The sequence below is a fragment of the Actinophytocola sp. genome (genome assembly GCF_035942955.1).
In the GTDB taxonomy this organism is placed as follows: Bacteria; Actinomycetota; Actinomycetes; order Mycobacteriales; family Pseudonocardiaceae; genus DASYTH01.
Genome location: NZ_DASZCQ010000071.1, coordinates 1 through 17037, shown reverse-complemented (window position 1 = coordinate 17037; position 17037 = coordinate 1). Strand labels below are relative to the sequence as shown.

The 17037-nt window shown below is 72.0% G+C and carries 18 protein-coding genes and 1 pseudogene; 13 read left to right on the top strand and 6 right to left on the bottom strand.

The features are described from left to right. Nucleotides 1–574 precede the first annotated feature (574 nt). The 4 genes from purU to VGX25_RS07300 all read right to left on the bottom strand — a co-directional run bounded on the left by purU (nucleotide 575) and on the right by VGX25_RS07300 (nucleotide 3797). Nucleotides 575–1450, bottom strand: a complete 876-nt coding sequence (gene purU, locus VGX25_RS07315) for a formyltetrahydrofolate deformylase (RefSeq protein ID WP_326916848.1) — start codon at nucleotides 1448–1450, stop codon at nucleotides 575–577. Between the two features lie 129 nt (nucleotides 1451–1579). Next, entirely contained in the window at nucleotides 1580–2332 is a 753-nt protein-coding gene (locus tag VGX25_RS07310) for a maleylpyruvate isomerase N-terminal domain-containing protein (protein WP_326916847.1), read from the bottom strand. A 180-nt stretch (nucleotides 2333–2512) separates the two neighbouring features. Next, the gene (locus tag VGX25_RS07305) at nucleotides 2513–3262 is read right to left on the bottom strand and encodes a MerR family transcriptional regulator (protein ID WP_326916846.1); all 750 of its coding nucleotides are present in this window, start codon (nucleotides 3260–3262) and stop codon (nucleotides 2513–2515) included. A gap of 43 nt (nucleotides 3263–3305) precedes the next feature. After that, nucleotides 3306–3797 carry a DUF2505 domain-containing protein gene (locus tag VGX25_RS07300; RefSeq protein ID WP_326916845.1) on the bottom strand — a complete coding sequence of 164 codons (492 nt, stop codon included), beginning with the start codon at nucleotides 3795–3797 and terminating at the stop codon, nucleotides 3306–3308. A 25-nt stretch (nucleotides 3798–3822) separates the two neighbouring features. On the opposite strand from VGX25_RS07300, the gene VGX25_RS07295 reads away from it, so the two are divergent. Continuing rightward, complete coding sequence (locus tag VGX25_RS07295; protein ID WP_326916844.1) at nucleotides 3823–4905, top strand: UDP-N-acetylmuramate dehydrogenase; 1083 nt, start codon at nucleotides 3823–3825, stop codon at nucleotides 4903–4905. A gap of 3 nt (nucleotides 4906–4908) precedes the next feature. Here VGX25_RS07295 and VGX25_RS07290 read toward each other — a convergent pair whose 3' ends face one another. Continuing rightward, complete coding sequence (locus VGX25_RS07290) at nucleotides 4909–5643, bottom strand: SDR family NAD(P)-dependent oxidoreductase (protein ID WP_326916850.1); 735 nt, start codon at nucleotides 5641–5643, stop codon at nucleotides 4909–4911. Nucleotides 5644–5763: 120 nt separating this feature from the next. On the opposite strand from VGX25_RS07290, the gene VGX25_RS07285 reads away from it, so the two are divergent. The 6 genes from VGX25_RS07285 to VGX25_RS07260 all read left to right on the top strand — a co-directional run bounded on the left by VGX25_RS07285 (nucleotide 5764) and on the right by VGX25_RS07260 (nucleotide 11774). Then, the gene (locus tag VGX25_RS07285; RefSeq protein ID WP_326916849.1) at nucleotides 5764–6885 is read left to right on the top strand and encodes an Ig-like domain-containing protein; all 1122 of its coding nucleotides are present in this window, start codon (nucleotides 5764–5766) and stop codon (nucleotides 6883–6885) included. Continuing rightward, complete coding sequence (locus VGX25_RS07280) at nucleotides 6882–7715, top strand: alpha/beta hydrolase (RefSeq protein ID WP_326916843.1); 834 nt, start codon at nucleotides 6882–6884, stop codon at nucleotides 7713–7715. Before VGX25_RS07285 ends, VGX25_RS07280 begins: the two co-directional genes overlap by 4 nt. Further along, complete coding sequence (gene mshA / locus VGX25_RS07275; RefSeq protein WP_326916842.1) at nucleotides 7712–9007, top strand: D-inositol-3-phosphate glycosyltransferase; 1296 nt, start codon at nucleotides 7712–7714, stop codon at nucleotides 9005–9007. Before VGX25_RS07280 ends, mshA begins: the two co-directional genes overlap by 4 nt. Continuing rightward, nucleotides 9004–9498, top strand: coding sequence for a YbjN domain-containing protein (locus VGX25_RS07270; RefSeq protein ID WP_326916841.1), 495 nt, complete (start codon nucleotides 9004–9006; stop codon nucleotides 9496–9498). The genes mshA and VGX25_RS07270 overlap by 4 nt, the downstream gene beginning before the upstream one ends. Before the next feature lie 190 nt (nucleotides 9499–9688). Beyond that, a complete protein-coding gene (locus VGX25_RS07265; RefSeq protein WP_326916840.1) occupies nucleotides 9689–10630 on the top strand; it encodes a DUF4349 domain-containing protein in 942 nt (313 codons plus the stop codon). Nucleotides 10631–11027: 397 nt separating this feature from the next. Beyond that, nucleotides 11028–11774, top strand: coding sequence for a phosphoglyceromutase (locus VGX25_RS07260; RefSeq protein WP_326916839.1), 747 nt, complete (start codon nucleotides 11028–11030; stop codon nucleotides 11772–11774). On the opposite strand, the gene VGX25_RS07255 is transcribed toward VGX25_RS07260, so the two are convergent. Beyond that, nucleotides 11775–12425: a DNA-binding response regulator gene (locus VGX25_RS07255; RefSeq protein ID WP_326916838.1), complete on the bottom strand. Its 651-nt coding sequence runs from the start codon at nucleotides 12423–12425 to the stop codon at nucleotides 11775–11777. It lies immediately after the preceding gene. A 96-nt stretch (nucleotides 12426–12521) separates the two neighbouring features. Here VGX25_RS07255 and VGX25_RS07250 point away from each other — a divergent pair, with 96 nt between their 5' ends. The 6 genes and pseudogenes from VGX25_RS07250 to VGX25_RS07225 all read left to right on the top strand — a co-directional run. Further along, the gene (locus tag VGX25_RS07250) at nucleotides 12522–13412 is read left to right on the top strand and encodes an oxidoreductase (protein ID WP_326916837.1); all 891 of its coding nucleotides are present in this window, start codon (nucleotides 12522–12524) and stop codon (nucleotides 13410–13412) included. A gap of 106 nt (nucleotides 13413–13518) precedes the next feature. Further along, nucleotides 13519–14724, top strand: a complete 1206-nt coding sequence (locus tag VGX25_RS07245) for a sensor histidine kinase (RefSeq protein WP_326916836.1) — start codon at nucleotides 13519–13521, stop codon at nucleotides 14722–14724. Continuing rightward, a complete protein-coding gene (locus VGX25_RS07240; protein WP_326916835.1) occupies nucleotides 14721–15407 on the top strand; it encodes a response regulator transcription factor in 687 nt (228 codons plus the stop codon). The genes VGX25_RS07245 and VGX25_RS07240 overlap by 4 nt, the downstream gene beginning before the upstream one ends. 37 nt (nucleotides 15408–15444) lie before the next feature. Beyond that, complete coding sequence (locus VGX25_RS07235) at nucleotides 15445–16401, top strand: Ppx/GppA phosphatase family protein (protein WP_326916834.1); 957 nt, start codon at nucleotides 15445–15447, stop codon at nucleotides 16399–16401. Nucleotides 16402–16502: 101 nt separating this feature from the next. Next, nucleotides 16503–16640, top strand: a complete 138-nt coding sequence (locus tag VGX25_RS07230) for a hypothetical protein (RefSeq protein ID WP_326916833.1) — start codon at nucleotides 16503–16505, stop codon at nucleotides 16638–16640. After that, nucleotides 16637–17037, top strand: a pseudogene (locus VGX25_RS07225) (hypothetical protein); the annotation flags it as partial. The gene VGX25_RS07230 and the pseudogene VGX25_RS07225, both read left to right, overlap by 4 nt.

The following is a 17037-nucleotide window of genomic DNA, read 5'->3' as shown; positions in this document are numbered from 1 at the left end:
CGATGGGGCGACTCGACCGGCAGCTCCGCGATCATGCCTGCCACCCGGCACCGTGCCCCGACCCTGCCGGGCGGCGCAGGGCCGCAGCGAAGCCGGGGGACCGCAACGCGGCACACGGCTGCACCAACGCCGAACACGCCTGCCCGAAGGCGAGACACACCGGACCGGGACCGGAATCCCGCGCGTGTCCCGCGCTCAGGCAGCCATATGACGCCCCCATGCAGCCGAGTGCCGCGCGCCATACCTCACCCAGCCCCCACCCCGTCTTGGGGTGGGGGCAGGGCTCCGGCAAAGTCCGGTGCCGGCCGGGTTGCCGGTGTGGTGGCGCCGGAGCGTGTGACTCACCTGCGCGAACGCGTCCAGTGGCCCATCCGAGCGCGGGACATGCCGGGAATCGCGGGCCGGGGACTGCGCCGCGCACTCCACAGCCTCGCCACGGCGATCCGGGACCGTTGCCGCGCAAAGGCTGGCCGATGGCACTTGGCCGTTGTGCCGTGGATGAGTGCCGTGACCTGATCACCAGCGCGCAGCCGCGGCGCGGCAGCCGGTTCTGCATTCCGGGGCTGCGTTGGGATTAGAAGACGACGGTTTTGTTGCCGTGGACGAGGATGCGGTTTTCGAGGTGCCAGCGTAGGCCGCGGGCGAGGACTATTTTCTCTATGTCGCGGCCTTTGCGGACCATGTCGGCGATGGAGTCGTCGTGGCTGACGCGGATCACATCTTGCTCGATTATGGGGCCGGCGTCGAGTTCGGCGGTGACGTAATGGCAGGTGGCGCCGATGAGTTTGACGCCGCGGCGGTGGGCCTGATGGTAGGGGCGGGCGCCGACGAACGAGGGGAGGAAGCTGTGGTGGATGTTGAGGGCGCGGCCGGCCCAGTCGGCGCACAGTTCGGGCGGCAGGATCTGCATGAAGCGGGCGAGCACGATCGCGTGCGGGGTGCTGGCGTCGACGAGTTGGCGTAGCTGGGCGAAGGCGGCGGCCTTCTCGTCGGGGTCGCCGGCGGGGAATGCCACGTGGTGGAACGGGATGCGGTGCGCGCGGGTGACGGTGGCCAGGTCGGGGTGGTTGCCGATCACGGCGGACACGTCGACGTCGAGCTCGCCGGAGGCGACCCGGCCGAGCAGGTCGTAGAGGCAGTGTCCCTCGCGCGACACCAGGATGACGACGCGGCGGCGCTCGCCGGTGTCGGTGATCGTCCAGTCGCTGCGGCTGGCGAGCTGCTCGGCCACGGCGGCGAACCGGCTGCGCAGCTCGCCGAGGCCGTACGGGATCGAGTCGGCGAGCACCTCCTGGCGGGTGAAGAACCAGCCGGTCTCCCGATCGGTGTGGTAGGCCGCCTCGACGATCCAGCCGCCGGCTTCGGCCAGGAACGACGCGATCCGCGCCACGATCCCGGTCCGGTCCGGGCAGCCAAAGGTGATCACGTATCGACGCTCGGGTGCGGTCATTCCGGCACCTCGCAAGCTCGGTGCCGGCGACCCTGCCACCTCGTTCCTCGGCGGCAGGGCAGTGTTTGATCGTTCGCTCCGCAAGCTCCGCTCACGGCGCGCAGTTTCCCAGAGAGCCGAGCGAAGCGATCAGGGAGCCCGCAGCGCCGAGATCAACGCGAGGTCGCCGCCGGTGACCGCGTGGCTTGGCCGGCCCCAGGCGGCCCGGTAGACCGCGTCGGCGGTGCCGACGACCGAGGCGTCCGCGTCGATGGCCGGGTGGTCGGCCGGCCCGATCTCCAGCGGCTCACCGGGACGCAGCCGCACCAGCCAGGCCCGCCCGGCGTCGGCGGCGTGCAACAGCACGGTGCCGCCGACGGTCGCCGGCTCGCGCTGCAGCCGGCGGGAGATCCCGACGTGCAGCACCTCGTCGATGCCGTCGGCGGCGAGCCCCGGGTCGAACACGAGCGCTGGCACGGCATCCGGCGCCGCCGAGCCCGCGACGGCGTGCGCCGCGTCGAGCCGGTGGATCGCGGTCTCGTGGGCCTGCCGGCGCGCCCAGAAGGCGGCGGTGCGCGGCTGGGTCGGCGCGAACACCCAAGCCGGCGCGTCCGGCTCGCGCTCCCGCAGCCGGTCGACCAGCGTCGCGAGCTCCTTGTCCCACCAGGGAAGCAGGTCGTCCCACTGCTCCGGCGGGCTCTCCATCTCCGGCCTCGACCCCGCGGGATCGGCGATCAGGCCCTTCCCGGCCCAGTTGTGTACCCGGGCCATGTGCCGGACCAGCGCCCTAACTGTCCACTCCGGACACGTCGGCACCGGCACGTCCGGCCCGGCCGAGACGACGGCCGCACGCATGGCCGCCGCCTGCCCGCTCACATGATCGACAAAGCGTGCGTAGTCCACGAATTGAGCCTAGGAGCGGACGCGAGATCGTGGGTGGGCGGGTGGGAGGGGCTCGCGGGAGCGACTTGTTGGGCACAGCAGCGGACGCGAGGCCGTGGGTGGGCGGATGGGAGGGGCTCGCGGGGAGCGACCCATCAGACACAGCGGCCGGGAGATCTGCAGCTCTCCCGGCCGAGCCGGCTACAGCCGGGCCGCGGCGTAGGCGGCCATCGCGTCACGCATGAACTCGGCCAGCCGGGGATCGGTCCGGTCGAAGTTCGCCCGGAACCGCTCGTCGTCCACGTACAGGTTGCCGAGACCGGCGTAGGATGCCCGGTTCGGCGTCCAGAACTGACAGATCCACCGGTAGTGCCCGTCGATGGCGTCCAGCACCGAAGGGTCGTCCGGCGCCTTGCCCGCGTCGATCAACCCGACCAGCGTCTCCAGCGTGCCGAGCCACTTCGCGCCCTCCTGCTGCCACCATTCGGGGGACTTGTCCTTCACCCGTTCGTTGGCGGCGTCGACGATCTCGGCGCCCCAGCGCTGCCGCGCCTCCTCCTGCAGCTCGGCCTGCCTGGCCTCGTCGAACCCCTCGAACCAGTGCGATCCAGCCACGTCATCACCTCCTTCCAGCTCCTCGATGGTGCGGGCGACGGTGGCGGCGAGCCGCTCGAACCGGTCCCGCTCGGCCACCAGCCAGGCGTGGTGCATGCGCAGCGCCTCAACCTGGTCGCGCCCGTCGTTGACGATCTCGGCGATCGCGTCCAGCCCGAGGCCCAGCTCCCGCATGATCAGGATCCGCTGCAGCCGAAGCAGCTGCTCCCGCTCGTAGTAGCGGTAGCCGTTGCGGCCGACCCTCGCCGGGGTCAGCAGCCCGATCTGGTCGTAGTGCCGCAGGGTCCGCGACGTCACGTTGGACATCCGGGCCACCTGAGCGATCGACCACGCCATGGCACCCACGGTAAAAGTTGACGCTACGTCAACGTCAAACCGATTAGGGGTGCTCGGCCAGCCACTTCCCGGTGAACTCCGACTCGGCCGCCAGGAGCTTGCCGACGCGCTCGGCGATGACGCCCTCGAGCTTCCCGCCCACCAGCGGGATCCCGACCCGCACCTCGGCGGTGGTGACCAGCTCGCTGCCCCCGCCGCTCAGGTCGGCCAGCCGGGTGCGGCTCTTGATCTCCCCGGGCACGCCGGAGATCGTGACCCGGCCGGTCGCGCCGTCCGGACGCCACTGCTCCGCCCGGTCGACGACCAGATCGCCCTTGAGGATGGCCCGCACCGCGCCGGGCAGCCGCTCGGCGTCGATGCCCTGGCGCATCCGCAGGCTCACCTCGTCGCCGGAGCCGCGGTGCTCGACGAGAGCGGCGTCCTTCCCGCCGAGCAGGCGCAGCCGTTCCTCGAGAAACGCCCGGTCGACCAGTGCGGAGTAGACGGTTCCGGCCGGCGCGGAGAACGTCGCGCGGTGCTCGAAGCGGGTCGACATGCGACGGAGGTTACCGTTGGAGCCCATGACCAGCCTCCCCGTGAGCACCGAGGCGGTACCGCTGTCCGGCTACACCACGCTGCGGCTGGGCGGGCCGGCCGCGCGGTTCACCGCCCCGTCGACGGCCGAGGAGGTCGCGGCCGCGGTCCGGGCCGCCGACCGCGCGGGCGAGCCGGTGCTGGTGCTCGGCGGCGGGTCGAACCTGGTGGTGGCCGACAGCGGGTTCGACGGCACGGTGATCCGGGTGGCCAACCGCGGCAGCACCATCGACGGCGGGCCCGACGGCCGCGTCCGGCTGACCGTCGAGGCCGGTGAGGACTGGGACACCGTCGTGGCCTCGACCGTCGACGCCGGGCTCGGTGGCCTCGAGTGCCTGTCGGGCATTCCCGGTCTGGTCGGCGCCACCCCGGTGCAGAACGTGGGGGCCTACGGCGTGGAGGTCTCCCACCTGCTGATCTCGGTGGACCTCCTGGTCCGGGCCAGCGGGGTGGTCCGCACGGTGCCGGCGGAGTCGCTCGCCCTCGGCTACCGGACCAGCGTGCTCAAGAACACCGACCGCGCCGTCGTGCTGCGGGTGCGCTTCGAGCTGGCCAACGGCGGCATGTCCGCGCCGATCCGCTACACCGAGCTGGCCCGCGCGCTCGGCGTCCGCCAGAACACCAGGGTTCCGGTGGCCGACGCCCGCGCGGCCGTGCTGGATCTGCGTCGCGGCAAGGGAATGGTGCTCGACCCGGCCGACCACGACACCTGGAGCGTCGGCTCGTTCTTCACCAACCCGGTGATCGCCGAGGCCGACCTGCCGGCAACCCTGGACCGCATCGCCGCGAGAGTCGGCGCCGCCACCCCGGTCCCGCGGTACCCCGCCGGCCCCGGCGCCTGCAAGCTGTCCGCCGCCTGGCTCATCGAGCGCGCCGGCTTCGCCAAGGGCCACCCCGGCCCGGACGCCCCTGTGACCCTGTCGTCCAAGCACACGCTGGCCTTGACCAACCGTGGCGCCGCCAGCACCGCCGACCTGCTCGCGCTTGCCCGTGAGGTCCGCGACGGCGTGCGCGCCGCGTTCGGGGTGGAGCTGCACCCGGAGCCGGTGCTGGTCAACTGCGCGCTGTGACGCTCATTCCCGGTGCACCCTGGCCGGCGAGTACTGCGCCCGCGGCTTGAGCACGATCTGGTCGAGGTTGACGTGCGACGGGCGGGTGACCGCGAAGACGATCACTTCGGCCACGTCGTCGGCGGTCAGCGGCGTCAGACCTTCGTACACCTTTGCGGCGCGTTCGGCGTCGCCGCCGAAGCGGGTGACGGAGAAGTCGGTCTCGACCAGGCCGGGGAGGATCTCGGTGAACCGGATCGGCTGGCCGAGGTGCTCGCCGCGGAGCGTGCGGTGCAGGGCGGACTGGGCGTGCTTGGCCGAGGTGTAGCCGGCGCCGTTGTCGTAGGTGTCGGTGGCGGCGACCGACGTGACGGTCACCACGTGCCCGTCGCCGGACGCGATGAGCTTGGGCAGCAGGCTCTTGGTCATACGCAGCGTGCCCAGCACGTTCGCCTCCCACATCCAGCGCCAGTGCGACTCGTCGGCCGAGGCGATGGGCTCCAGGCCGAGCGCGCCGCCTGCGTTGTTCACCAACACGTGGCAGGCTGGAATCTGGTCGCAGAACGCCGTGACGGAGTCGCCGTCGGTCACGTCGAGCGGAAGGGCGAGTCCGTCGATCTCGTCGGCGATGGCCTTCAGACGGTCCAGCCGGCGGGCGCCGACGATCACCCGGAAGCCGGCCGCGGCGAGCTGCCGCGCGGTGGCTGCGCCGATGCCCGCGCTGGCGCCGGTGACGATTGCGGTTCTCACACCGTTGATCCTGCCGGCGAGCCAACCGCCATGCACGGGTGGGCGTCTTGAAGATTGTCACAGGAGATGACGGCACGACACGGAGGTTGATCGGTGAGATCCAGACTGGCCGGCGCGCTGCTCGCAGCCATGGTGGCCCTCACCGCGTGTAGCTCGACGGAGGCCGGCACCGCGACCGGGCCGGGCGGCGCCCCCGTCCAGGACCCGCCGCGGGCCAAGATCACCGCGGTGCCCGCGGTGGACGCCAAGGACGTCTCGGTCGTCGACCCGATCAAGATCACGGTGACGGACGGCACGCTGACCGAGGTCAAGGTGACCAACGAGGAGGGCAAGGAGGTCGGCGGCCAGCTCGCGCCGGACAAGCTGAGCTGGACCAGCACCGAGGCCCTCGGCTACGCCAAGACCTACACCTACGACGCCAAGGCCACCGGCTCGGACAACAAGACCGCCGAGCTGAAGGGGACCTTCACCACGGTCAAGCCGGCCAAGACGATCCGCGCGACGATCAACCCGGTCGACAACGCCACGGTCGGCGTCGGGATGCCGATCAGCCTCAAGTTCGACAGCCCGCCCAAGGACCGCGCCGCGGTGCAGAAGGCGCTGACGGTCACCACGTCGAAGGGCGAGGTCGAGGGCTCCTGGGCGTGGCTGTCCGACGCCCAGGTGGACTACCGGCCCAAGGCGTACTGGCCGGCCAACATCACGGTGACCGTGACCGCCAAGCTCTACGGCGTGGCGTACGGCAACGGCGGCTACGGAAAGGCCGACCTGTCCACGAAGTTCAGCATCGGCCGCAACCAGGTCACCAAGATCCACACGCCGGACCACCAGATGGTCGTCTTCCGTGACGGCAAGCAGGTCGCCGTGTACCCGACCAGCAACGGCGAGGACGCCGACCCGAACCTGAACACGCCCAACGGCACGCTGATCATCATGACCAGGGAGCCGATCGGCGACTTCTCCAACCCGCGCTACGGCTACACCAACGTCAAGAAGAAGTGGTCGCTGCGGATCTCCAACCACGGCGAGTACATCCACGAGAACGAGGAGAACCACGCCAACATCGGCAAGCGGAACACCTCGCACGGCTGCGTCAACATGTACGAGGCCGACGCCAAGGCCTACTTCGACAGCGCCCTGATCGGCGACCCGGTGGAGATCACCGGCTCCCAGGCCGACATGCCCACGACCTCCGACGTGAACGACTGGCTGTTCTCGTGGGACAAGTGGAAGAGCATGTCCGCTCTGTGAGTGCGTTCTCCCTGCGCGGGGCCGGTCGAACCCGGCTGGCCGTGCGGGCGTCGGGTCGGCCGGGGCGCCCGCCGATCGTTTTCGTGCACGGGTGGGCGCGCTCGAGCCTGGACTGGGCCGCTCAGATGCTGGATCCCGAGCTGATCGCCGGGCGCCGCCTGCTTGCCGTGGACCTGCGCGGCCACGGCGAGTCCGAGGTGGCCGACGGCGGCTACGACGACCCCGAGGCCTGGGCCGGTGACCTGGCCGTGGTGCTCGACCACGCCGGGAGTCCGGCCGTGCTGGTCGGCCACTCCTATGGCGGCCTGGTGATCATCGACTACCTGCGGACGCGCGGAGCGGCCGGCGTCGCCGGCGTGGTCCTCACCGGGGCGATCACCGAGATCGGCGCCGGCAACCCGGGCGGTGCGGTCGGCCCGCTGATGGGCGCCGGGATCCGGGACTACCTGGCCGAGGACCCGGCGGTCGCGGTGCCGGCGCTGACCCGGCTGGCCGCCGGCCTCACCGCGGAGCCCGCGCCCGGCGAGGTGATCCAGCGTCGGCTGGGCGAGTTCCTGCGGGTGCCGCCCCGGGTGCGCCGGGCGATGTTCACCCGCGCCGTCGGTAGCGCCGACGTGCTCGCCGCGTTGCGGATGCCGGTGTTGGTCATGCATGGAACGGAAGATGCCGTCGTGGCCCCGAGCGCCGCGGAGTACGCCGCCGGGAAGATTCCGGGCGCTTCGCTGCGTTGGTTGCAGGGGGTGGGTCACCTACCGTTCGCGGAGCGCAGCGCAGAGTTCAACACCGCACTCCGCGAGTTCGCGGATCGATGCGGGAGGGCGTTGCCGTGACCGAGGTCCTGCGGCTCCACGAGCCGCGGCGCGTTGCCGTGCTGTCCGTACACACCTCGCCTCTTGATCAGCCGGGGACCGGCGACGCGGGCGGGATGAACGTCTACATCACCCAGACCGCGACCAGGATGGCCCGGCGGGGCATCGCGGTCGAGGTGTTCACCAGGGCCACCTCCTCCGACCTGCCGCCCGTGGTCGAGCTGGCCCCCGGCGTGCTGGTCCGGCACGTGCACGCCGGCCCGTTCGAGGAGCTCGGCCGCGACGAGCTGCCGGCCCAGCTGTGCGCGTTCACCGCGGGCGTGCTGCGCGCCGAGGCCCGGCACGAGCCGGGACACTACGACCTGGTGCACTCGCACTACTGGCTGTCCGGACAGGTGGGCTGGCTGGCCAGGGAGCGCTGGGGCGTGCCGCTGGTGCATACCGCGCATACCCTCGCCAGGGTGAAGAACGCGGCGCTTGCCGACGGGGACACCCCGGAGCCACGGACCAGGGAGATCGGCGAGCAGCAGGTGGTCGACGAGGCCGACCGGCTGGTCGCCAACACCGCGGTCGAGGCGCGGCAGCTGGTGCGGCTGTACGACGCCGATCCGGACAAGGTGCGCGCGATCGCGCCCGGGGTGGATCTCGAGCTGTTCCGTCCCGGCGACCGGCGGGCCGCGCGGGCCGGGCTCGGCCTGCCGGCCGACGCCGTCGTGCTGGCGTTCGTCGGCCGGATCCAGCCGCTCAAGGGCCCGGACGTGCTGCTGCGCGCCGCGGCCGAGTTGCTGCGCGGCGGCGCGGTGCCGCGGGAGCGGCTGGTCGTGCTCGTCGTCGGCGGGCCGTCGGGCACCGGCCTGGAGTCGCCGACCGCGCTCCAGGAGTTGGCCGCCGAGCTGGGCATCGCCGACGTGGTGCGGTTCCGGCCGCCGCAGCCGGCCCCGGTGCTCGCCGACGTGTTCCGGGCCGCCGACGTCGTGGCCATGCCCAGCCACAGCGAGTCCTTCGGCCTGGTGGCACTCGAGGCGCAGGCGTGCGGCACGCCGGTGGTGGCCGCCGCGGTCGGCGGGCTGCGTCTGGTGGTCGCCGACGGCTCGTCCGGCCTGCTCGTCGCCGGGCACGACCCGGCCGCCTGGGCGGACGCGCTGGCCTCGGTCGCGCTGCGCCCGGCGACCGCCGCCCGGCTGGGCCGCGGCGCCGTCGCGCACGCGAGCCGCTTCTCCTGGGACAACACCACGGACGCGCTGATCGCCGAGTACGCCGAGGCGACGAGGGCGTTCCGCCGGGCCGTGCTCGACACCGGGGTGGCGGTGTGAACGCGGACGTCGCCGGGCTCATCAAGTCCACATTGGACGAACGGGAGCTTGCCTACCGGCAACCGAGGCCGGGCCGGTTCTTCGTCACCCTGCCGGGCACCAAGAAGCTGCAGACCAACTGCTGGCTGATCATCGGCACGCACGCGCTGCTGGTCGAGGCGTTCGTCTGCCGGCGGCCGGACGAGGCGCACGAGCAGGTCTACCGATTCCTCTTGCGCCGCAACGCAAAGCTCTACGGCGTGCACTACACCATCGACTCGGTCGGGGACATCTACCTGATCGGCCGGGTCGGGCTGGACCGGGTCACCCCCGACGAGCTCGACCGGCTGCTCGGCCAGGTCCTCGAGGCCGCCGACGGCGACTTCAACACGTTGCTGGAGCTCGGTTTCGCCAACTCGATCCGCCGCGAGTGGGAGTGGCGCACCAGTCGCGGCGAGTCGCTGGCCAACCTCGCCGCGTTCGCCCATCTTGTGAGGGCTGACCGGTTCTGAGGGCTGGCCGGCAGGCCCGCCCTCAGAACCGGTCGAACGGCGCCGCCGGCCGACGACGGCGAGTAGTGCTTCCAGCCCCGCCCTCACATTGAATTGAGCACTGTCGAGACCGACTCGTGACGGACCCGCCGGCAACCGCCCCGGCCGCCGGCTCCGTCTGCCTGACATCCGATCAACTGGAGGGATGTCGATGGCGGCAAGACGGTTACCGCGGCTGGCCGGACTGGTGCTCGCGGTGGGAATCGGCCTCGGGTTGGCCGCGGCGTGCGGAGGCGCCGCGGAGCAGAGCGGGGCCGGCCCGATGATGTCGAAGGGCGATGGCGGCGGTAGCGGTGGGGCGCCCGCGGCGATACCGGCGCCGAACCAGGCGACCAGCGGTGGAACGTCCCCATCGGACGGCAAACAGCAGCAGCCGGCGCAGCAGCAGCAGGTGGGTCAGCCGGGGGTGGACCGCAAGCTGGTCCGCACGGCCACGCTGGAGCTGGCGGCGGACAACGTCGTCGAGGTGGCCAACAAGGCCCGCACGATCGCCACCGATCTCGACGGGTTCGCCGGGCAGGAGGAGGTCAAGGGCGACGCGGCGACGATCACCCTGCACATCCCGTCCAACGCGTTCGACGAGGCGCTCGGCCGGCTGTCCACGCTCGTCCCGGCCGAGAACGTGCTGTCCCGCAGCCAGACCGCCGAGGACGTCACCGAGCAGCTGGTGGACCTCGACAGCCGGATCGCCACCCAGCGGGCCAGCGTCGACCGGGTCAACGCGCTGCTGGCCAGGGCGGCGTCGGTGAGCGAGATCGTGCAGATCGAGAGCGAGGTGACCAGGCGGGTGGCCGACCTGGAGTCGCTGCAGAAGCGCCGGGAGGCGCTGTCCGGCCAGGTCGCCCTGTCCAAGGTCACGGTGCGGGTGAGCAAGGGCGACGCGCCGCCGCCCGCGGCGGAGGACGACGACGGCGGGTTCCTCGCCGGTCTGGTCGGCGGTTGGCACGCTTTCCTTGCCGCGGGCGGGTTCCTGCTGCGGGTGATCGGCGCGCTGCTGCCGTTCGCGATCGTGCTCGGCATCCCGGCGGCGTTCGCGCTGCGTGCCTGGCTGCGCCGCCGCAAGCCGGCCTCGGTGGCCCCTGCCCAGTCCTAGACGCGGGTTCGCGAGGCGGCTCGAGCGAGGGGGGAGTCGCGATCTCGAGCCGCCCCGCGTCATGCCCGCCGCACGGAATCCCTGAGGCGGGGGGCACCTGGGTTCCCCGGCGGGGTGCGGCTCGGCAGGGGAGACGAGCCGCACTGCGTTGCTCTCACGAATCAGGGAGTGCGTGGGAGCTGATTCGCAAGGAGCGGTGTCAACCTGTCAGAAGTCGCACAGTTACACAAGGCCACCACGTGCTCCGAGAGAGCGAAGTAGCTATCCGTAAGTAACAATTAGATGACGAAGTCGACCGCGAAACCAACTAGGGGTCGTTCGGTTGGGGATAGGTACGCCGAATGGGTGAGCAGCGGTCGAGTACTCGAGGGTGAGGCCGCTCTGGCACGCTGGCCCCATGGCTGTAGGGACACTGGTGCTGCTGCGGCACGGCGAGAGCACCTGGAACGCGGAGAACCTGTTCACCGGCTGGGTCGACGTCCCGCTGTCCGAGACCGGCACGGCCGAGGCCCAGCGCTCCGGTGAGTTGCTTCTCCGGACCGGCACGCTGCCCGACGTCGTGCACACCTCCGTGCTGCGCCGGGCGATCGCCACCGCCAACATCGCGCTGGACGTCGCCGAGCGACACTGGATCGACGTGCGGCGCAACTGGCGGCTCAACGAGCGGCACTACGGCGCGTTGCAGGGCAAGAACAAGAAGCAGACCCTCGAGGCGTTCGGCGAGGAGCAGTTCATGCTCTGGCGCCGCTCCTACGACGTCCCGCCCCCGCCGATCGAGCCGGGCGGCGAGTTCAGCCAGGACGGCGACCCGCGCTACGCCGGCCTCGGCGACGCCATGCCGCGCACCGAATGCCTCAAGGACGTGGTCGCCCGGATGCTGCCCTACTGGGACTCCGCGATCGTGCCCGACCTGCGCGCCGGCCGCACCACGCTGATCGCCGCGCACGGAAACTCCTTGCGCGCCTTGGTCAAGCACCTCGACGGCATCTCGGACGAGGCCATCGCCGGGCTCAACATCCCGACCGGAATCCCCCTGGTCTACGAGCTGACCGACGACCTCACGCCGCGCGTCCGCGGCGGCGCCTACCTCGACCCGGAGGCGGCCGTCGTGGCCGCCGCGAAGGTCGCCAGCCAGGGCCGGTAGTCACACCAGACCCAGCTCCCTGGCCCGGACCCCGGCCTGGAACCGGGAGCTCGCGCCGAGCGCGGCCATCAGCTCGGCCACCCGGCGCCGGTAGGTCCGCACCGAAAGGGACAGGGCGCGGGCGGCGGTCTCGTCCTTCCAGCCGGCGCGCAGCACCTCGAGGATGCGCGGGGCGATCTCGCGCAGCTCGTTGAGCTCGCGGTCGTACACCTCGTGCTCGGTGGCCGTCCGCCAGGCCGCGTCGAACAGTGAGGCGACCGCCGACACGACACCGGCCTCGGAGACCACGCTGAAGGTGCGCGCGCCGTCGGCGGCGCCGCCGGCGAGGATCGCCACCCGGCGGTCGATGATGATCGTCTCGTTGATCTCGTCGTTGGTGATCCGGATCCGCGCCCCGAGCCGGGCCATCCGCCGCACGTGCGCGACGCCGGCCGGGTTGAGCAGCAGAGCCGGCCGGTACAGCTTGCGCACCGTGACCGCGCCGAGCGGCTTGTCGGGCGCCGGCAGCTCGCCCTCCCGCGCGCACAGCCAGGTGTACAGGTCGTTGGCCGCGCAGGCGATCTCGCTCCGCGCCGCCTCGAACAGGTGCCAGGTCCTGGCGTACAGCTCCTCGTGGCCCCTGATCACGGCGAGCTCGTTGTCGGTGCTCATCGGGTTCCAGTGTCGGCCGGGTCGACCACTCGGTCAAAGGTTGGCAACAAGCTGCCAGCGCCGGACGGCCCGGCGGCGGTTCGCCAGAGTGGAGCCATGACCGACACGACGACGCGGCGGCCGGCCGCCGCCGCCGGCCAGTGGACCCTCGGCGACCTTCCGGTCAACCGGATCGGCTTCGGCGCGATGCGCCTCATGGCCGGCGCCGACGGCGCCCCGAGCGACCGCGACCAGGCGATCTCCGTGCTGCGCAAGGCAATCGAGCTGGGCGTGAACCACATCGACACGGCCGCGTTCTACTTCTCCAGCCTCCGCTCCGCCAACGAGTTGATCAACACGGCGCTCGCCCCGTACCCGGACGACCTGGTGATCGTCACCAAGGTCGGTCCAGGGCGCGACCCGTCCGGCAACTGGCTGCCGCCGGCCCGCCCAGAGCAGCTGCGCGGCCAGGTCGAGGAGAACATCCGGCAGCTCGGGCTTGATCACCTCGACGTGGTCAACCTGCGCATCGGCGCCGGCCTCGAGAAGGGCGCCGGCTCGCTGGCCGACCGGTTCGGGGCGCTTGCCGAGCTGCGCGAGGCCGGGCTGATCCGGCACGTGGGCATCTCCAACGTCACCGCCGAGCACCTGGCCGAGGCGCAGGCGATCGCGCCCGTGGTGTGCGTGCAGAACCAGTACGGCCTGACCGTGCGGCGCGAGGACGACGAGCTGGTGCGGATCTGCGCCGAGCGGGGCGTGGCGTTCGTGCCGTTCTTCGCCATCGCCGGCGGCTCGGCAGGCGACCCGGCCGCGGCCACGCTTGAGCGGATCGCCCGCGCCCACGACGCCACCCCGGCCCAGATCCGGCTGGCCTGGACGCTGCACCGCGGCCCGCACGTGCTGGCCATCCCCGGAACGGGCAACCCGGCGCATCTTGAGGAGAACGTGGCCGCCGGGCGGATCGCGCTGAGCGACGACGAGCTCGCCGCGTTGGACACGAATGGGTGAACGCGGCTTGACAAGCCGGCGAATTACCGCCACACGCGTGTCACGGGCGTCACTTGGGCCGCGCCGCGCTGGCCCATAACGGCTCTCACCTGCTTACCATGCGCTCGTGACCGACGTGGTCTGGCTGGCCCTGTCGATCGGCGCCCTGCTGGTCGGCCTGCTCGTGGGCCTCCTGATCGGCCTGGCGCGGCGCCGGGCGACCCAGCGGCGACCCGCGGGGCCGACCGTCGCCGCGCTGGTGCAGCGGCTGGTCCACTCCTCGCACAACGGGATCGTGCTGCTCAACCGGTTCGGCGACGTCGTGCTGCACAACCCGCGGGCGGCCGAGCTGGGCCTGGTGCGCAACCAGCGGGTGGACGCACGGGCGGCCAAGGCCGCCGAGGTGGCAAGCGAGACCGGCGAGCCCGTGGAGATCGACCTGTCGCCGCTGGCCGCCAAGGGCGGCCGGCAGCCGGAGGCGGTGCTCGGCGAGGTCCGCCCGCTCGGCGACGGGTTCACCGCGGTCGACGCCGCCGACGAGTCCGACGCGGTCCGGCTGGAGGCCACCCGGCGCGACTTCGTGGCCAACGTCAGCCACGAGCTCAAGACCCCGGTCGGCGCGATGGCGCTGCTGGCCGAGGCGGTGCAGGACGCGGCGGACGACCCGGACGCGGTGCGCCGGTTCACCGGCAAGATCTTGCACGAGGCCACCCGGCTCGGCACCCTGGTCACCGAGCTGATCGCGCTGTCGCGGCTGCAGGGCGCCGAACGCCTGCCCGAGCTCAACACCGTCGACGTCGACGCCGTGGTGCGCGAGGCGCTCGGCCGCGCCCGGCTGGCCATGGACAGCACCGGCATCGAGATCGCCACCGACGAGGACAGCGGCCTGCTGGTGGCCGGCGACCGCACGCTGCTGGTCACCGCGCTGTCCAACCTGCTGGAGAACGCCCTTGCCTACTCCCCGCCGGGCAGCCCGGTCTCGGTCAGCCGCCGGCTGGTCGACGGGTACGTCGAGATCTCCGTGACCGACCGCGGGATCGGCATCGCCGAGGACGAGCAGCAGCGCGTCTTCGAGCGGTTCTACCGGGTCGACCGGGCGCGCTCCCGGGCCACCGGCGGCACCGGCCTCGGGCTGGCCATCGTCAAGCACGTGGCGGCCAACCACGGCGGCGAGGTCAAGCTGTGGAGCAAGCTCGGCACCGGCTCGACGTTCACGCTCAGACTGCCCGCCCAGGGCGCGGTCGCCCCCGCGCAGCGAACCTCGAGCGGCTCGGACGACATGCCCGTTCCCATGACCACCGCGCCAACGACCGATCCCGGAGGAGCGTTGTGACCAGGGTGCTCATCGTCGAGGACGAGGAGTCCTTCGCCGACCCGCTCGCCTTCCTGCTGCGCAAAGAGGGCTTCACCACCGCGGTGGCCGGCACCGGCCAGCAGGCGCTCGAGGAGTTCGACCGCAACGGCGCCGACATCGTGCTGCTCGACCTGATGCTGCCCGGCATGAGCGGCACCGACGTGTGCAAGGCGCTGCGCCAGCGGTCGACGGTTCCGGTGATCATGGTGACCGCCCGGGACAGCGAGATCGACAAGGTGGTCGGCCTCGAGCTGGGCGCCGACGACTACGTGACCAAGCCGTACTCCGCCCGCGAGCTGATCGCCAGGGTGCGGGCCGTGCTGCGCCGCGGCGGTGAGGCGGGCGAGGGCGACCTGCTGCCGCAGGTGCTCGCCGCCGGCCCGGTCCGGATGGACGTCGAGCGGCATGTGGTGACCGTCGGCGGAACCGAGATCTCCTTGCCGCTCAAGGAGTTCGACCTGCTCGAGTACCTGCTGCGCAACGTCGGCCGGGTGCTCACCAGGGGCCAGCTGATCGACCGGGTCTGGGGCGCCGACTACGTGGGCGACACCAAAACCCTTGACGTGCACGTGAAGCGGTTGCGCTCCAAGATCGAGCCCGACCCGTCGGCGCCGCGCCACCTGGTCACGGTGCGTGGCCTGGGCTACAAGTTCGAGTCCTGACCCCGTCCGGCGAACACCTGCCGGGTAACGTTCGTGCATGCGCCTTGGCGTGCTGGACGTCGGTTCGAACACGGTTCACCTGCTCGTGGTGGACGCCCACCGGGGCGCCGCCCCGGTGCCGGCTCGTTCCGAGAAGTCCGTGCTGCGCCTCGCCGAGCGCATCAACAAATCCGGCGAGCTGACCAGGGCAGGGGCCGACGAGCTGGTCAAGACCGTCGCCGACGCCCGGGTCTCCGCCGAGAAGCTCGGCTGTGACGACTTCATGGCGTTCGCCACGTCGGCGCTGCGCGAGGCGGACAACGCGGCCAAGGTGCTGCAGCGGGTCACCGACGAGACCGGCGTCGAGCTGGAGGTGCTGTCCGGCGAGGACGAGGCGCGGTACACCTTCCTGGCCGCCCGGCGGTGGTACGGCTGGTCCGCGGGGCGGCTGCTGGTGCTCGACATCGGCGGCGGCTCCCTGGAGATCGCTGCCGGGGTGGACGAGACCCCCGACTTCGCCACCTCGCTGCCGTTCGGCGCCGGACGCATCACCCGGACCAGGTTCTCCGGTGACCCGCCGACAAGGGGCGAGGTGATCGACGCGACCGACTGGCTCGCCGAGCAGCTCGCCCCGGTCGCCAAGAAGCTGGCCAAGCTGGGTGAGCCGGACCGCGTGGTGGCCACCTCCAAGACGTTCCGGTCGCTGGCCCGGCTCACCGGCGCGGCGCCGTCGTCGGCCGGGCCGCGGGCCCGCCGGGTGCTGACCGAGACCGGGCTGCGCCAGCTGCTCGCGTTCATCTCCCGGATGTCCGCGTCGGACCTGGCCGACCTGGAGGGGGTCAGCGCCAGCCGGGCGCACCAGCTCGTGGCCGGTGCCCTCGTGGCACAGGCCACGATGAGGGCGATATCCCAGCCGGAGGTCGAGATCTGCCCGTGGGCGCTGCGGGAGGGTGTCATTCTGCGACGTCTGGACCAGACCGACCATGAGGACCACACTGTGGTCGATTCACAATGAGGACCTGGGGGACCACATAGTCGGTGGCGCGGTGGACGGAAGTGGCCGGCGTCGGGCACGGTGGAGTGGATGAGGCGAACGCAAAGGGAGTGGCGGCAGTCATGATGACCACCGAGCGCGCCATCGCCGAAGGCACGCCGTCGCGGTGGCGGGGCATGACGGGCGGCAACACGACACGCGGTCGGCTGCGCCCTGCCGGCGCGACCGCGTCGCGCGCAGAATCGCTCGAGCCACGATGAGTCACGAAGGCGGATCGGAGAGCGCTCAGCAGCGCACCGTCGCTGAGCTGCTGGCCAAGTACGGCGGCGGCACGGACGGCAGCGGGCCGCGCCGGCGCAGGCGTCGCCAGGACGATCCCACCGACACCGCCCCGCAGGCCATCATCGAGCGGGTCAACTCGGAAAGCGCCAAGCTGACCCCGATCCGCGAGGACCAGCCCGCGCCGCGCCGCACCTCGCACCGGCAGCAGCGCACCGCGGGCCACCCGGCGCCACCCGGCGTCGCGCATTCCCAGCACACCGGCGCGCACCCCCAGCCGCACACCGGCGCGCATCCGCAACCGCACGCGGGCCCGCCGCAACCGCAGACCGGCGTGCCGCCGCAACCGCAGACCGGCGCCCACTCGCTGCCGAAGAC

Excerpts from the sequence above, each read along its gene's own strand:
- VGX25_RS07250 (WP_326916837.1), top strand. The coding sequence starts at position 12,522 with ATGACCGACACGACGACGCGGCGGCCGGCCGCCGCCGCCGGCCAGTGG.
- VGX25_RS07260 (WP_326916839.1), top strand. The coding sequence starts at position 11,028 with ATGGCTGTAGGGACACTGGTGCTGCTGCGGCACGGCGAGAGCACCTGG.
- purU (WP_326916848.1), bottom strand. The coding sequence starts at position 1,450 with ATGACCGCACCCGAGCGTCGATACGTGATCACCTTTGGCTGCCCGGAC.
- VGX25_RS07230 (WP_326916833.1), top strand. The coding sequence starts at position 16,503 with ATGATGACCACCGAGCGCGCCATCGCCGAAGGCACGCCGTCGCGGTGG.
- VGX25_RS07255 (WP_326916838.1), bottom strand. The coding sequence starts at position 12,425 with ATGAGCACCGACAACGAGCTCGCCGTGATCAGGGGCCACGAGGAGCTG.
- VGX25_RS07265 (WP_326916840.1), top strand. The coding sequence starts at position 9,689 with ATGGCGGCAAGACGGTTACCGCGGCTGGCCGGACTGGTGCTCGCGGTG.
- VGX25_RS07300 (WP_326916845.1), bottom strand. The coding sequence starts at position 3,797 with ATGTCGACCCGCTTCGAGCACCGCGCGACGTTCTCCGCGCCGGCCGGA.
- VGX25_RS07295 (WP_326916844.1), top strand. The coding sequence starts at position 3,823 with ATGACCAGCCTCCCCGTGAGCACCGAGGCGGTACCGCTGTCCGGCTAC.
- VGX25_RS07235 (WP_326916834.1), top strand. The coding sequence starts at position 15,445 with ATGCGCCTTGGCGTGCTGGACGTCGGTTCGAACACGGTTCACCTGCTC.
- VGX25_RS07285 (WP_326916849.1), top strand. The coding sequence starts at position 5,764 with ATGGTGGCCCTCACCGCGTGTAGCTCGACGGAGGCCGGCACCGCGACC.
- VGX25_RS07305 (WP_326916846.1), bottom strand. The coding sequence starts at position 3,262 with ATGGCGTGGTCGATCGCTCAGGTGGCCCGGATGTCCAACGTGACGTCG.